10 protein-coding genes and 1 pseudogene are annotated in these 15,906 nt (G+C 47.7%); 9 read left to right on the forward strand and 2 right to left on the reverse strand.

Annotated features, from left to right (window positions below; all coding sequences use genetic code 11):
- The first annotated feature begins 172 nt into the window (after positions 1–172).
- Together BM283_RS14750 and BM283_RS14755 are read left to right on the forward strand one after the other, a co-directional pair.
- Positions 173–967: a carboxylate-amine ligase gene (locus tag BM283_RS14750; protein WP_090694437.1), complete on the forward strand. Its 795-nt coding sequence runs from the start codon at positions 173–175 to the stop codon at positions 965–967.
- A 468-nt stretch (positions 968–1,435) separates the two neighbouring features.
- Complete coding sequence (locus BM283_RS14755; protein ID WP_090694440.1) at positions 1,436–2,758, forward strand: hypothetical protein; 1,323 nt, start codon at positions 1,436–1,438, stop codon at positions 2,756–2,758.
- A gap of 568 nt (positions 2,759–3,326) precedes the next feature.
- Here BM283_RS14755 and BM283_RS14760 read toward each other — a convergent pair.
- Complete coding sequence (locus BM283_RS14760) at positions 3,327–4,490, reverse strand: J domain-containing protein (RefSeq protein ID WP_090694442.1); 1,164 nt, start codon at positions 4,488–4,490, stop codon at positions 3,327–3,329.
- Between the two features lie 308 nt (positions 4,491–4,798).
- Between BM283_RS14760 and miaB the strand changes: the two genes are divergently transcribed.
- The 7 genes from miaB to mfd all read left to right on the forward strand — a co-directional run bounded on the left by miaB (position 4,799) and on the right by mfd (position 15,157).
- A complete protein-coding gene (miaB, locus tag BM283_RS14765; protein ID WP_090694443.1) occupies positions 4,799–6,127 on the forward strand; it encodes a tRNA (N6-isopentenyl adenosine(37)-C2)-methylthiotransferase MiaB in 1,329 nt (442 codons plus the stop codon).
- A 91-nt stretch (positions 6,128–6,218) separates the two neighbouring features.
- Positions 6,219–7,199, forward strand: coding sequence for a PhoH family protein (locus BM283_RS14770; RefSeq protein ID WP_090694446.1), 981 nt, complete (start codon positions 6,219–6,221; stop codon positions 7,197–7,199).
- Positions 7,183–7,665 carry an rRNA maturation RNase YbeY gene (ybeY, locus tag BM283_RS14775; protein WP_090694448.1) on the forward strand — a complete coding sequence of 161 codons (483 nt, stop codon included), beginning with the start codon at positions 7,183–7,185 and terminating at the stop codon, positions 7,663–7,665. The genes BM283_RS14770 and ybeY overlap by 17 nt, the downstream gene beginning before the upstream one ends.
- Positions 7,666–7,738: 73 nt before the next feature.
- The gene (locus BM283_RS14780) at positions 7,739–8,572 is read left to right on the forward strand and encodes an HlyC/CorC family transporter (protein WP_090694450.1); all 834 of its coding nucleotides are present in this window, start codon (positions 7,739–7,741) and stop codon (positions 8,570–8,572) included.
- Positions 8,573–8,682: 110 nt separating this feature from the next.
- The gene (gene recJ, locus BM283_RS14785; RefSeq protein WP_090694452.1) at positions 8,683–10,422 is read left to right on the forward strand and encodes a single-stranded-DNA-specific exonuclease RecJ; all 1,740 of its coding nucleotides are present in this window, start codon (positions 8,683–8,685) and stop codon (positions 10,420–10,422) included.
- A complete protein-coding gene (locus BM283_RS14790) occupies positions 10,419–11,687 on the forward strand; it encodes an MgtC/SapB family protein (protein WP_090694454.1) in 1,269 nt (422 codons plus the stop codon). Before recJ ends, BM283_RS14790 begins: the two co-directional genes overlap by 4 nt.
- A gap of 11 nt (positions 11,688–11,698) precedes the next feature.
- On the forward strand, positions 11,699–15,157 hold the full coding sequence (gene mfd / locus BM283_RS14795) for a transcription-repair coupling factor (protein ID WP_090694456.1): 3,459 nt from the start codon (positions 11,699–11,701) through the stop codon (positions 15,155–15,157).
- Between the two features lie 78 nt (positions 15,158–15,235).
- Here mfd and BM283_RS14800 read toward each other — a convergent pair.
- A pseudogene (locus tag BM283_RS14800) lies at positions 15,236–15,664 on the reverse strand (transposase); the annotation flags it as partial.
- Positions 15,665–15,906: the final 242 nt, after the last annotated feature.

The following is a 15,906-nucleotide window of genomic DNA, read 5'->3' on the forward strand; positions in this document are numbered from 1 at the left end:
GCGATGACTCTAATAAGTGCTGCTCCCATCGCGGCTCAAACTCTTTACAAAATTCGTCACTCTCACAAAAAATCGTTGTAGTATCCATGGAAATCCGACTCCTCTCATGATGAAATTCTTTTGCAAAACCATTTCATCATAAGGAATTCAGGTTTCTTTTACAGCTTTTCTTATGTCGAACTCACGTTATTTAGGTCATACTCTAATCACTTTCTCGACCCAGGTACACATTGGTGTGCAGGATGCAGCTGAAGCGATCTATCTGATGCGTGCATTAAAGCCGTATCTGCCGCTCTTAATTGCGCTGTCTGCCAGCTCTCCCTTTTGGCGTGGCTATGACACTGGCTTTGTCTCCTATCGCCTGCGCATTCTGGCAGCCAGCCGTAGTTATGGCATTCCGCCCAGTTTTAATGATTGGCAGCAATTCATGGATTTTTATACCGCTTCGCAACATGCGGGTATGATACAAACCATCAATGACATCCATTGGGATATCAGAGTGCGACCCCATTGGGGAACAGTCGAAGTCAGAGTCATGGACGCGCAACTCGCTCTTACCGAGTCAATGCAACTCGCCAGTTTTATTCGAGTGTTGTCAGCCTATGTGCTGGCACACCAGGAGGCCAACATTGAAAACCTGCCCCATGCATTACCCTGGTGGATTGAAAAGGATAATTATTATATGGCCTCGCGCTTGGGGCTGAAAGCAAACTGTGTGGTCGATAAAAATGGCTCATTCAAATCTATCTATGAAATTTGGCAGATAGTGCAAACAGAAATCCAGCCTTATGCCAGCGAAATAAGAGAATGGGAATATTTTGAACAACTCATTAAACGCGTAGCCGAACGAAATATCAGCTATCAGCGTCAACGCACCGTTTACCAAAAAGCCCACTCATGCGAGCAGGTTGTTTCAGCACTTATCAGTGAGCTGGCATATGACTTGGCTGTGACTAAACTTGAGTAACATTGGTTATTATGCGAATTAATTGATGGCTGCGCCAATTTTTCACTGATCGGGTTGGGGTAACGGATACAATCCGTTACCCCAACCCGATACGAGCTAGATATCACAGAAATAACACACATGGCCAAGTCGAAAGAAAGGTGAACTTGTTTGAGTTGTTTTTTGTCTCAAATAAAAGCTAAAAAGGGTTGAATTGCCGTAAGGTTGAAGCATTGATTGTTCGAGATGCAATTTGCATCCTCGAACTTATTGATCCCTTATATACTTATATATTATGGAGGCGACTGGGGTCAGTATATTTTTGGGTCTCGCTCGGGGAGGGTACCGCCGAATATGTGGTCACTAGGAAGCCTGTCGACTAAATGGTAGCACTGCCGGTTGGCTTGACGACTGTTCGTCTACCGGAAAAGGAGATATCTCATGCGCTTATCGGAGTAATCTACTACGTATGGCAGAAGGAGGTAAATTATGATGAAGGCTTTTTTTACATTCAGTTTCACCACTCTCTTACTATTGGCAAATCCGGGCGTTTCCGCAGCGCAGTCACCTCCTCTCTCCACCCCAATGTGTGCATGGCAGTTCGAATGGACACCATTCGGCCTGGGTAATTGGCTCTGGGCGGACACTGCCAACCGCTGGTGGTACATGCCCATCGATGCACAATGGCAACAGCTGACGATTACTGGCGCCTACCCCAAGGCACGGTTCTTTTCTATTGCTGTCTATGACAACGCACCAGTCTCTACCGCGTTAGCCGATCACCTATTTGATGCGCAAATCGTGCCTGATCCGGGCAGCGTTAATCCATTTGCGGCGCCTGATCCAGGCAGCACCAACCTGGCCGCGAAGCCCGATGGAACGTATATCATTACAGTCACACGGAGCAACAATACTGCCGAAAACGCGTTACAGTTGCATGCCGATACAGGGTGGTTGCTATATCGCTTGTATCTGCCGAATGCAGGCAGTGGCTCCATGGGCGGGGCGCCTTTGCCGGAGATCAAAGTTACCGACGTCAGTGGCCAAATAACCCCGTTACCGACCTGCCCGATCTTCAATCGGCAGTCGGAACTCTCGCAGTTGCAGCCACAGTTTGTTCCGGCGGAGTTAGAGAATCCACTAGAGCACTTCACAATTCCGCCGGTGCCAGACCGTATCTGGTTCGGCGCGATAGCAGAACCGCCCCCGGCTCTGCTGCCGAATCCCGACCAAAAATACCTGATATCGTTCTTTATGCCTGAGTACAAGCAGGATCGGGTCATTGTGATTCGTGGTAAGATGCCGGCGTTTCCCGATACCTATCATGGCCAGCCTATATGGCAGCCTGTCCGCGGTTTCAAAACCGTCCAATTGCGATATTGGGGACTCTGTCAAGCCGAGTTGGTCTCGCCATTACCCGTAATCGGTTGTATAACCGATGCGAGCACGCCGCTCGATGGAGATGGATTTTACACTATCGTGATTTCCAATGATGTGCTTCGGCCCGAGTGGTTGCCGCAGAGCATCGTATGGATTGCATGGGGTGACGAGAAGATGGTGCCCAAGCTCATCTTCATGCGAAACTTGCTGGCTTCTGCCGATTTTAGCCAGTCCGCCCAGAACGCCATTGCTCAAGGCTGTGGTTTCAATTTAACCTTTCCGACTCCGCCCACACAGGACGATATTATGCGCTCCGGCCAGTGCGCACAGCGTGTGATGGGAGATTACTATCCCGAGGCCGTTTGGTGCGACCGGCAGACGTTCATTTCGGGCGGTTGGCAGGCCTGTTTGCGTTCAACTGATGTGCATTAGGCATCGCTTTAGCAGCGAGGCCGAAACCACGGGCAGAACGATTTGATAATTGAGCCAGTAGGGTTGGCAACTTCTCTTCGTTGTGCCCCGTAACTGCTAAACCATCGCGGCGGTCTCTGCATAACTGTGTTTTTATAATTTTTCTCTGTATGTGTAACTGATAAAATCAATTTCTTAAAAATACCAGATTATCCCAAAAAGCCAGTTATGCAGAAGTCTCTTGCATGGAGTGGGAGACGGCTCCATTGATGGCGCGCCTACGCGTGGAATCGCTATATAATTGGGGGCAGGCTGCACATCGAGCAAACAATTTAAAAAGATAGCAGTCATTACATAATGCATGAAGTGCATGTCAATGCATCACAATTTTTATGGAATGCTGTCTTGCTTCAGACGTTGCCCCAGTTCCACTGATCCAAAACCCGTTTGTATCTTCTACACTACTGCCTTTTACCCGCTGCCATTTAATTGTTTATTCGGCTAACAGAGGAGGTTGTGCAGAATCCTTTTCAGGTCTTTCCCTATCCCTGCGATGAAAAAATGATCATTTGATGTGTTTATGTATTTATTACCTAAATGTATTAATGATCCATTCATCAAGTAAGACTGTATTCGATGGTTGGGTTTGATCTTTCAGCCAGCGTTTGAAAAACTTGTCATCTTGTATCAGTTGTAAATCCTGCTGCATGGCGTCTATATCTGCTTTGAGCAATGTTTCTTCTCTCCTTAGACTGCGTCGTAAACTAGTTGAACTCGGGGTTTCATAAGAGCTGAGGCCGAATTCATGACGGGCAGCGTGGCGGCGGTGATACAATTCTGCTTCGAGCTCCTGGGCTTGTTCCTTGAGTAAACGCGTGAGCGAGGCAATTTTTTCTTCTGCCATTTTGGCGATGGAGGCTGGGTCAGTAAGCTCAGTGCGCAACTGGATCTGCAGCAGTGCTATTAAATCACGACGATCATAAGCAGCATTGGCTTCGCTCATCAAAGCCGTTTTACGGGCACGTTCATCAGGGTCGTTTTCACGATCAGGGTGTAGAGCGCTGGCGAGTTGGCGGAATACCTTGCGTAAAGTGGTTTCTGCTTCCTCTTGCTCCGCCTCGGCCTTGAGCTGGGCGGCAGTAGGTTTTTTTTTGCGCACGCGAGCCTGCCGGTGTGCTTTTTCTTCAGCTTCAGCCTCGCGTAACCGCGCCATGCCGGCGTTGAATACATCCTGCATGGTTTCTAGCGAGTCTTCGTCAGTCAGAGATTCGCCTAGCATGTCTTCCATCATCGTGCGCATTTCCTTAATGCTGGCCTGTTCTTTCTGCTCGAGGCTCTCCGTGCTGTGTTTATCGTGCAGGATTTGCATTTCTTCATCACCCTGAGCCGCGAGCTGTTCAGAGAGGCCGCATAAAATCGTGGTAGCGATACGTTTTTGTGTGGGGGTTAAGCCCTTGCGCTGCAATCGTTCATCCAGCCATAACACCATTTCCCGCGTGAGCAGTCGCTCACGCTCGCGCAGGGGGACAATCGCCTGATGGTATAGCGGACGATGCGCATCGCTGATGACTTGTAATTCAAGAAGCTGTTTTTTGAGTTTTTCGATACGCTCGAGTAAACGGTTGAAGCGCTGCTGACTGGGCGTTAACTGGGAATCTTGTGTCGTCAGTTTCAGTGCAGTCGCAGAATTGTTTGCAGTTTGCTCAGAGGTGGCAGGTGTTTCATTGTTGAATAAGTCGAATTGGTGAGACATAATCATCCTGTTTAGTCAGTTGGCTGTTTAGTCAGTTAGGTTGGAGAATGAAAGTATTTTTAGAGTCCAAATAATTTTACAAAGTGCCCGAGTGGTGGAGAAAAGATTATATCTCTCTAAAAGATAGGAAATCATAGAACTTTTTTCTTCAGCTGGGGTCGATAGATGCGAAGTTTTGAGAAAAATGAAGTATTTTTAAACTGTCTATTGCAGTATCGATGATGGAATCACCTGTCCTTCCGTTATATACTTATCGGGCTATTCAAAATAATACATTCAATTTCCAGCTAAGCTACTTGTAATATTCCGTGAGTAATAAACTATATATTAAGACTTTTGGTTGCCAGATGAACGAGTATGACTCGGATAAAATGGCGGATGTACTTCATGCTGACAGGGGTATGGAGTTGACCAATAATCCCGATGAAGCCGATGTGATTTTGTTCAATACTTGCTCTGTGCGTGAGAAAGCGCAAGAAAAAGTTTTTCATGATCTCGGACGGGTGCGGCACCTGAAAAAAACTAAGCCGAATCTGTTAATTGGGGTGGGAGGCTGTGTCGCCAGTCAGGAAGGGACAGAAATTGTTAAACGTGCTCCTTTTGTAGATCTCGTGTTTGGGCCACAAACATTGCATCGTTTGCCGGAATTAATCAAGGAGCGTGAAGCTACCGGTCGGCCACAAGTGGATATTTCTTTTCCTGAAATTGAAAAGTTCGATCATTTGCCGCCCGCGCGCACAGAAGGAGTGACGGCTTTTGTCTCCATCATGGAAGGCTGCAGCAAGTACTGCAGTTTTTGTGTAGTGCCGTATACGCGTGGTGAAGAAGTATCGCGTCCGCTCAACGATGTGCTGGTTGAAGTTGCTGGGTTGGCAATGCAAGGTATCAAGGAAATCACCTTGCTCGGACAGAATGTCAACGCCTATCGAGGTGAAATGGAGGAGGGGGAAATCGCTGATTTTGCCCTGTTGCTTGAGTATATCCATGAGATTCCTGGCATAGAACGTATCCGTTATACGACTTCGCATCCTCGGGAATTTACTACTCGTCTGATTGAGGTTTATGCGAAATTACCGAAAGTAGTCAGCCATTTGCACTTGCCTGTTCAATCAGGTGCAGACAGAGTTCTGGCAGCGATGAAACGTGGCTATACTGCGCTTGAATATAAGTCGATTATTCGCAAAATACGTGCAGTCCGTCCAGATATTTCCATTAGTTCCGATTTTATTATTGGATTTCCGGGTGAAACCGATGCCGATTTTGAAGCAACTATGAAGCTGGTTGAAGACGTGAATTTTGATGAATCATTCAGTTTTATTTATAGCCCACGGCCAGGTACCCCTGCTGCTGATTTGCCTGATGATACTTTGCATGAAACCAAGCTGGCGCGGCTCTATCGCCTCCAGGAAAAAATTGCTCAGCAGGCACAAGCTATTAGTCGGGGAATGGTAGGAACACGTCAACGTATACTGGTAGAGGGGCCTTCCAAGAAGAACCCTGATGAATTGTGTGGTCGAACGGATAATAATCGGGTAGTTAATTTTGCTGGGACACCTGATCTGGTGGGTCATTTTATCAATATCCAGATTACAGCAGCCTTGTCTCATTCATTACGTGGAGAAATTATCCATGAGTAGCGATCGATTGGCCCATAAACGCTTTATTATCACTTGCAATCTATCGTAACCCCTGCGAGAATCAATACGTCGCATTTATTTAACCAAAGTCTTGAAACCTAAACCTGTCGAGATTACTTTTTCTCCGGTTGATAACCGGCGTCTAGCCAATCTCTGTGGCGCGCTAGATGAAAACCTTAAACAAATTGAAAATGCGCTGGATGTCGTAATCGCACGGCGCGGTGAACATTTTAGTCTGCGCGGCCAAGCAAATCAGACGCAGCTTGCTGCCCAAACCCTGAAGAATTTATACAACCAGTCACACCATCATCTTAGCGTAGAGCAGGTGCAATTCGGTTTGATGGAGATAACTAACGCATCCCATGCTTCGCAGTCGGCTGGAGATGAACTGGCGGATGCTGAGTTAGCGGTACCTAAGCTGATCACGCGGCGCAGCAATTTACATGGTCGCACACCACGTCAGGTGCAGTACCTGCAGCAAATCCAGGATCATGATATTACCTTTGGTATTGGCCCGGCAGGTACCGGTAAAACCTATCTGGCGGTTGCCAGCGCGGTCGACGCATTGGAGCGAGAAACGGTTGCACGCATTATCCTGGTGCGGCCCGCAGTCGAAGCGGGGGAACGCTTGGGATTTTTGCCAGGGGATATGGTGCAGAAAGTTGATCCCTATTTACGCCCACTTTATGATGCGCTATATGATCTCATGGGATTTGATAAAACCGGCAAGCAGTTTGAACGCAATACCATTGAAATTGCCCCGCTAGCATTCATGCGTGGACGTACCTTAAATCAATCGTTCATTATTTTGGATGAAGCCCAGAACACGACGCCAGAACAGATGAAAATGTTCCTGACACGAATAGGTTTTGGTTCCAAAGCCGTCATTACAGGTGATATTACCCAAATTGATCTACCCAAGAATCAGAAAAGTGGTTTGATCGATGCAGAGCATGCCTTGGGAAAGATACGGGGGATAGCCTTTACCCATTTCAAAACTGAAGACGTCGTGCGCCATCCTCTGGTGCAGCGTATTGTCGACGCTTACGAGAAACATGAAAAACGTCAGTAAGGTTCCCGAACCTTCCTCTGCCACAAATCACAAAAAGTTTAAATTAGTGCTGCAATATGCTGCTGAATTTCCCGGCACACCCAGACGGTTGCAGTTTCGTAAATGGGTGAATGCAGCATTGATGCAGAGTGCGGAGATCGTCTTGCGCATTGTTAACGAAGAAGAAGGCAGAGAGCTCAACCGCCATTTTCGTGGTAAAGACAAAGCCACTAATGTCCTGACATTTGTCTACGACGAACTGCAATCCTTGTCAGGCGATATCGTGCTCTGTGCACCGGTCATCATCAACGAAGCACAACAACAAAAAAAAAATTTGGCTGCACATTATGCTCATCTGACCGTACATGGGGTATTGCACTTGCAAGGTTATGATCACGAGCATGAAGCAGATGCGGCGATCATGGAGCAACTTGAAACAGAAATTGTTACCCGGCTAGGTTATGCCGATCCTTATTATGAACAATAAGGTTGCGATAGCGTTCGTTCACAATCCAATTTTTTTATAGCACTACACTATTTAAACAATGATGAAATTGATCATGAATAATTCCTCCCATAAAGTCAGTTGGTTTGAACACCTTGGTTCACTCCTTTTCCGTCAACCCGAAGATCGTGAGCAACTGGTGGCTTTGTTGCACTCTGCGTATGAACGTAATTTGCTCGATTCCGATGCGCTGGCCATGATTGAAGGGGTGTTGCATGTATCTGAAATGCAGGTGCGTGATATCATGGTGCCGCGTTCGCAAATGGATACTATTGATATCAGTGAAAAACCGGATGAATTCATTCCGTATGTGATTGAAAAAGGACATTCGCGTTTTCCTGTTACCGATGGCAATAAAGATCATGTGATTGGCATTTTGTTGGCAAAAGATTTGCTGCGCTATTACGCAGGAGAAGAAGCGTTTGATGTACGTGATATGCTCCGTCCAGCCGTGTTTATTCCTGAGTCCAAGCGCCTTAATATCTTACTCAAGGACTTCCGCCGTAGTCGCAATCATATCGCCATTGTGGTAGATGAATATGGCGGTGTGGCTGGTTTGGTCACCATCGAAGACGTACTGGAGCAGATTGTGGGGGAAATTGAAGATGAGTATGACTTTGATGAAGAAGAAGCGAATATTGTAGCGGATGCCAGCGGTTATTATCGCGTTAAAGCGATCACGGAAGTCGCCAGTTTTAATGAGGTACTGGCAGCTGCCTTCAGTGACGAGGATTTTGATACGATTGGCGGGCTCGTTACCAGCAAATTTGGCCGGCTACCCAAGAATGGCGAATCGATTGTGATCGATAATTTCAGATTTACCGTGTTACGATCCGACAGCCGCCGCTTGCATCTCCTGAAAGTAGAAAAAGTGGAGCCAAGCGCTTAAAATTTTTCCATCTGTATTTTTAATATCGCGTACTACCCACTCACTCGCTTAGCGCAAAATAATTATCCGGGCTAACGTTTCAGAATGCCAGATGTTAAAATAACTGGCAAATGCCCAACATCACTACCCGCAATTTTTCTCAACACGCTTTTGACACGCTTAATCAATATGGTTTGCCTGCCGTATTGGCACGCATATATGCCGCGCGTGGCATTCAACAGCCTCAGCAGCTTGAGACAGAATTATCCCAGCTACTTTCATTTGAGCAGTTAACCCATGTTTCTCATATAGCGGTACTGCTTGCTGATGCTATTGCCGAGCGGAAACGTTTATTGATTGTGGCGGACTATGATTCGGATGGCGCGACTGCCTGTGCGGTGGCCATGCGCGCACTCAGAAAATTTGGTGCCATCGTCGATTATCTCGTTCCCAATCGTTTTGAATATGGCTATGGCTTAACGCCGGAAATCGTGCACCTTGCGGCCACCTCTTCGGCTGGACAGCCGGATATTCTCATAACCGTCGATAATGGGATTGCGAGTGTGGAAGGGGTGCGGGCGGCTAATCAGCTGGGGATGCAAGTGCTCATTACCGATCACCATCTACCGGGAGATCAATTACCCGCTGCGGCAGTGATCGTCAATCCCAATCAGCCTGGCTGTAATTTTCCCAGCAAGCATCTGGCTGGCGTAGGCGTTATTTTCTACGTGATGCTTGCGTTACGCGCGGAGCTGCGCAAGCGCAGTGCGTTCGCTGCTGGTAAAGAGCCTAATCTGGCGAGTTTGCTTGATCTGGTTGCGTTGGGGACAGTTGCGGATGTCGTCAGACTCGATAGCAATAACCGCATTCTGGTTCAGCAAGGTTTGCAGCGTATTCGCAAGGGACGGGCATGTGCCGGCATTAATGCCTTACTGCAGGTTGTAAAACGTGATTTCCGACAAGTCTCCACCTATGATCTGGGTTTCATCATTGGGCCAAGATTGAATGCAGCCGGCCGGCTCGATGATATGACCCTGGGGATTGAGTGCCTGATCACAGATGATGAATCCAGAGCGAGTCAGCTTGCTGCGCAACTGGATGAGTTGAACCGTCAGCGGCGTGAAATCGAAGCAGATATGCAAAATGATGCGTTGAGCAAGCTAGCAACTGTCATTGAAACTCAGAAATGCGCAACCGGATCTGGTTATAGCTTATGTTTGTATGATCCAAGCTGGCATCAAGGTGTGATTGGTTTACTCGCCTCGCGTATCAAGGAAAAATTTCATCGTCCGGTGATTACTTTTGCACCGGGCAATGAAGGTGAAATTAAAGGCTCAGGACGTTCCATTCCAAGTTTTCATTTGCGTGATGCATTAGATCTTGTTTCTAAAAGGTATCCAGGATTAATTTTGAAATTTGGTGGGCATGCTGCAGCAGCTGGCTTGACTGTGCATGAGCAAAATTTTGAGCGTTTCCGGGATGCGTTTGAGCAAATTGCGCAAGCACTGCTGACGCCTGCAGATTTAGTTCATATCATAGAGACCGATGGCGAACTGGATGAGGCTGAATTAAATCTGGATCTGGCGTACTGGTTGGCTGGCTGTGTCTGGGGACAAGGTTTTCCTGAGCCGAATTTTAATGCCTATTTCTACGTAGAAAGCCAGCGTGTAGTAGGTGAGAAACATTTAAAATTAAAATTGAAGAAATTTGATTCGCACCGCAGTTATGATGCCATCTTATTTTTTCAGGTGGAGTTGCTGCCGCCCATGATTAATGCAGTCTTTCGTGTACAAGCTAATGAATACAATGGTAATACGACCCTGCAATTGCTGCTTGAACACTGGTTTCCGATTGATTCAATGACGCTATGAATAATACCTTCCAACCGGGAGTAGAGCTTGAGCATTTGGCTCCCTTTGCTACCAGTCTTGCCATTGGTCTTTTAATCGGCCTCGAACGTGAGCGTAGCCCCACAGCGAGAGCGGGGTTAAGAACATTTGCCCTGGTCTCACTGTTTGGTACGCTTAGCGCCATGTTATCGCAAAAAACAAATTCACCCTGGTTGCTATTTGGCGGACTGTTGCTGGTGGGAACCATGATGATTACTGCTTATATTCGTCATCGAAATGAATTGCCTGATCCTGGCACGACGACTGTTGCGGCTATCCTTGTCTGTTATGGTCTGGGCGCCACAGTCTGGTACGGCGAATCCACGCTGGCGGGGATGCTCGCCATTGTTACGACTATGTTGCTTTATTTTAAAACAGAACTGCATGGCATCACACAGAAGCTTGACCGGCGCGATCTGATTTCGATGCTGCAGTTTGCCGTACTCACTTTTATCGTGTTACCGGTCTTACCTAATCAGGATTACGGCCCCTATGATGCGCTTAACCCTTATCAGATCTGGCTGATGATCGTATTGATATCGGGTATCAGCCTCTCGGGCTATATCGCATTGCGCTTTATTGGTCAGCGCTATGGCGCTGTCCTGTTAGGAATACTGGGTGGGGTCGTATCCAGTACTGCTACTACCATGGTATTTACGCGTCGTAGCGAAGATAATCCGATGCTGACCAAATTAGCGGTGGTGGTGATTCTAGTGGCTAATTTAATGGTTCTGGTAAGACTCACCGTCATCAGCGCGGTCGTGGCGCCGGTGATATTGCCCAACATATTGCCGATCCTGGGTATGGGCCTTTTTTTTGGCCTGATCGCTACTACTTTCTGGTGGCGTGATTTAACTCAGCAAGAGGAACTTTCTATACCCGAAACTAAGAACCCTGTTGAACTTACGATTGCAATCGGCTTTGGGGCACTCTATGCGATCGTGTTGCTGTTAAGTGCCTGGTTATCGGACATTGCGGGTAGCAGCGGACTTTATATGGTGGCGATTATTTCCGGTTTGACGGATGTGGATGCCATTACGCTCAGCAGCCTGCGTTTGCTCGATCTAGGTCAGCTGCAGGTGACAGAAGCCGTCACTGCCATTACGCTGGCCGTCATTTCAAATATTATCTTCAAGCTAGGATTGATACTAGCTATCGGCAGTTCGCTGCTAGCCAAGCGCAGTGCTTTAGGCATGATCCTCACTGCAATCGGTTTGGGAGGCGCGCTGATATTGTTTGGAAAATAAAGTTGTAGACCATGTCATTTAAACTTAATTTACCCGCGCCAGGGATGCTGTCGCGTTATTTCGGATTTGACGGTTCAAGCGATACCTTTGCTCTTGCCGAACTGATACGTTCCGGACAGCAATGGGCTAAGCCGCTGACCATCATTACCGCCAGTGCATTGGATGCACAGAGATTGCTCGAAGAGTTACCTTTTTTTGCACCTGAATTAAATGCGCATCTGCTGCCAGATTGGGAAACATTGCCTTACGATACTTTCTCGCCACACTTTGATCTGATATCTGAGCGACTGGCGGCCCTTTATCAGGTCATGAACGGGTTCTGCGATGTATTGGTCGTGCCTGTGACAACCGCTTTGTATCGCATGCTACCTAAGGAATTTCTGGCAGCCCATACTTTTTTTATCAAGCAGGGCAGAGTACTGGATTTAGCTGCCTTCCGCAGTCAGATGACTTTGGCTGGCTATACGCATGTGGCACAGGTATTGTCACCGGGTGAATATAGCATACGCGGGGGATTGATCGATTTATTCCCGATGGGCAATCCGCTGCCTTACCGTATGGACTTGCTTGATAACGAAATCGAGACCATCAGGACATTCGATGTCGATACCCAACGCAGCATTTATCCGGTCAAAGAGATCAGATTGCTGCCTGCGCGTGAGTTTCCCTTGGATGAAGCGGGGCGCACGCGCTTTCGTATCAATTTTCGCGAAAAATTTGAAGGCGACCCTTCTCGTAGCCGGATGTATAAAGAAATCAGCAAAGGGAACACGCCCGCAGGAATTGAGTATTATCTTCCGCTTTTTTTTGAGCAAACGGCTACCTTGTTCGATTATTTGCCTCAGAACAGCTTGTTATGCCTGCATCAGGATATTTATCCAGTGGTCGAAAATTTTTGGCGTGATACTCAGTCGCGTTATCAATTATTACGAGGGGATACCGATCGCCCCCTCTTGCCACCAACTGAACTGTTTCTCACCACGGATGGCTTTTTTGGCAAACTGAAACCTTATACGCGTATTCAAATTCAGGCTGATAAAGACCTGGCCGCCGAATCATTTACGCAACCTTTGCCGGCCGTGCGGGTGGATCGTCATGCAGCTAATCCACTTGAAAAATTGACTGCATTTGTTGACGATTATACGCTATCGGGCGGACGTGTCTTGCTACTGGCTGAGAGTATGGGGCGGCGTGAATTGATAGCTGAATATCTGCATGAATATGGTCTGCGCCCGACACTTTGTAAAAATTATGCAGAATTTCAGTCGAGCAATGAGCCTTTCATGCTGAGCGTTGCGCCGGTCCATACCGGCTATATCCTGAATGCTGATCGCTATGCGTTGATTACCGAGAGTGAGCTTTACGCAACGCATGTGCATGGGCGGCGTGAGCGTGAAACGCGCAAGGCTACCTCGACTGACGTTATGCTGCGCGATTTATCGGAAATCAAGCCCGGCGATCCAGTCGTGCATGAACAACATGGCATTGGCCGTTATCTCGGGCTGGTCAATATGGATCTAGGCGAAGGGGAAGCCGGTCAAACCAGTGAGTTCCTTGCACTGGAATATGCCGGCGGAGACAAGCTGTATGTGCCTGTTTCTCAACTGCATGTGATTGGACGCTACAGCGGGGTCTCGCCTGAATCAGCCCCTCTGCATAAACTTGGCAGTGGGCAATGGGAAAAAGCCAAACGCAAGGCCATGCAGCAGGTGCGCGATACAGCAGCTGAACTGCTGAATCTATATGCGCAGCGTGCAGCGCGTCAAGGTCATGTTTTCAAATTTAAACAGCATGATTATGAAGCGTTTGCAGAAGGATTCGGCTTCGAGGAAACCGCTGATCAAGCGGCCGCTATTGAAGCGGTTATCAGCGATTTGACCTCGGGCAAACCGATGGATCGACTGATTTGTGGCGATGTCGGCTTTGGTAAAACAGAAGTTGCTCTGCGCGCGGCCTTTATTGCAGTGGCAGATGGTCAACAGGTGGCCGTACTGGTGCCTACCACTTTGCTCGCGGAGCAGCATTTTCAGAATTTCTCGGATCGCTTTGGCTTAATTGCTGAACAATGGCCCGTGAAAATCGCCGAGCTATCACGCTTTCGTTCAGCCAAAGAGCAAGGGCAAGCTTTGGAAGGCCTCGCCAGCGGGCAAATAGACATCATCATCGGCACACACAAGCTGATCCAGGAGAAGGTTAAATTCAAGAATCTCGGCCTGGTGATCATTGATGAAGAACACCGCTTTGGTGTTCGTCAAAAAGAGCAGCTAAAAAGAATGCGTACCGAAGTGGACGTGCTGACTCTGACGGCTACACCCATTCCCCGTACACTCGCCATGTCACTGGAAGGGCTGCGCGATTTTTCTATCATTGCTACTGCCCCGCAAAGACGGCTGGCCATCAAAACCTTTGTCCATCCTTTTTCGGAAGGGATTATCCGCGAAGCTTGTCTGCGGGAGCTGAAACGTGGTGGCCAAATTTATTTTCTTTATAATGAAGTGAGCACTATTCAGCACATGTATGACAAGCTCACGCAACTTCTGCCGGAAGCGCGTATTCACATCGCCCACGGGCAGATGCGTGAAAGTGAGCTGGAGCATGTTATGCGAGATTTCTACCAGCAACGTTTCAATCTGCTGCTATGCACGACTATTATTGAGACGGGTATCGATATTCCCACTGCCAACACCATCCTCATCCATCGTGCAGATAAATTTGGTCTGGCGCAATTACATCAGTTGCGCGGTAGGGTAGGGCGTTCTCACCATCAAGCCTATGCCTATCTGCTGACGCCGGGTGATGAAGCACTTAGTGCGCAGGCCAAAAAAAGACTGGAGGCGATTCAATCGATGGAAGAGCTCGGATCAGGCTTTTATTTGGCCATGCATGATCTGGAAATCCGCGGTGCCGGTGCTGTGCTGAGCGAATCACAAAGTGGTGAAATGCAGGAAGTCGGTTTTAATCTCTACAGCACCATGCTGGAGAACGCGATTAAATCACTCAAAGCAGGCTGTGAGCCAGATATGCAGCATCCACTTGGTATTGCCACTGAAATCAACCTGCATGTGCCTACTTTACTGCCAGAAGAGTATTGCAATGATATCCATGAACGCCTGGTGCTGTATAAACGCATGGCCAACTGTATCAATGATGGGCAGCTGGATGATATGCACCGGGAACTGATTGATCGCTTCGGTTTGTTACCTGACCCAGCCCGAGCGCTACTTGACTGCCACCGTCTGCGTATTGCTGCCAAACCGCTTGGCATTGTGCGGGTTGATGCCAGCACCGACAGTATTCTCATTCATTTTGCGCCCAACCCCCCTGTAGAAGCAGGCAAAATTATCACACTTATTCAAAGTGGCCGGGAATATAGTCTGGCTGGCCCAGATCGCCTGAAAGTCCAAGTGAAAATTCCGGATGCGGCAGAACGGGTCAAGCGCATCAGGAAGCTGATGGAGATGTTAGGTTAGTCAATAAACTTATCTTAGTTAACTCCGTTTTGGATGAAGGAGCTTAATTAACGCGAGTTCGACATAAGAATCATGACACTACGGCTGGAATAGTTTGAGAAAATCTAATGTTAAGTGAGGGTTTCTTCTCCCGAAAAATGTAAGTACCAGCCCGGCTATCAGATTAACAAAGAAGTTAAATGAGCAGCGATGGCGGGAATGCTCGATTTGCGAGATATTTTTCAATTGATTATTGACAGTCTCAATGATGGAGTGTTTACGTAACAGGAGTTTGTCAAATAGCGGCAACAGCTTGTTTTTCATGTTCTTACGCACCCTGGTGACGAGCTGCACGCCCTGCTGCCAGAGTTGCTCAAAGAGCGGGTGCGAGACATAGCCCCGATCACCAAAGAGTTTTCCAAACAAAGAACGCGCCAGTTCCGGCACCATATCACGGTCATCAACATTGCCCACCATTATTTTCACTCCCAGCAATTTTCCCTGGTCATTGATGACCAAATACAGTTTGAAACCATAAAACTAACCCACGCAGGTCTTTCCCCGAGCAGCAAACTCTGCCATCACTTTATGCGGCCAAAATTTTATAAAAATATCTCAACGAATTTCACTACTGTTTTAACAGTAGAACTTGGGGAGTCGAGTTTCTTCTCGACTCCCTAGTGTGCCCGGCATGGGTTAAAACTTGTTATCTGAGAGGAGATAACCGGAGTTAGTAACGACAACCGTAGTGAAACGCAAGGGGGAAACCG

Origin of the sequence: Nitrosomonas sp. Nm34 (assembly GCF_900113925.1) — a bacterium.
Taxonomy (GTDB): domain Bacteria; phylum Pseudomonadota; class Gammaproteobacteria; order Burkholderiales; family Nitrosomonadaceae; genus Nitrosomonas.

Coding starts and splice junctions, on each gene's coding strand:
- BM283_RS14750 (WP_090694437.1), top strand. CDS start 173: ATGTCGAACTCACGTTATTTAGGTCATACTCTAATCACTTTCTCGACC.
- BM283_RS14755 (WP_090694440.1), top strand. CDS start 1,436: ATGATGAAGGCTTTTTTTACATTCAGTTTCACCACTCTCTTACTATTG.
- BM283_RS14760 (WP_090694442.1), bottom strand. CDS start 4,490: ATGTCTCACCAATTCGACTTATTCAACAATGAAACACCTGCCACCTCT.
- ybeY (WP_090694448.1), top strand. CDS start 7,183: ATGAAAAACGTCAGTAAGGTTCCCGAACCTTCCTCTGCCACAAATCAC.
- BM283_RS14780 (WP_090694450.1), top strand. CDS start 7,739: ATGAATAATTCCTCCCATAAAGTCAGTTGGTTTGAACACCTTGGTTCA.
- recJ (WP_090694452.1), top strand. CDS start 8,683: ATGCCCAACATCACTACCCGCAATTTTTCTCAACACGCTTTTGACACG.
- BM283_RS14790 (WP_090694454.1), top strand. CDS start 10,419: ATGAATAATACCTTCCAACCGGGAGTAGAGCTTGAGCATTTGGCTCCC.
- mfd (WP_090694456.1), top strand. CDS start 11,699: ATGTCATTTAAACTTAATTTACCCGCGCCAGGGATGCTGTCGCGTTAT.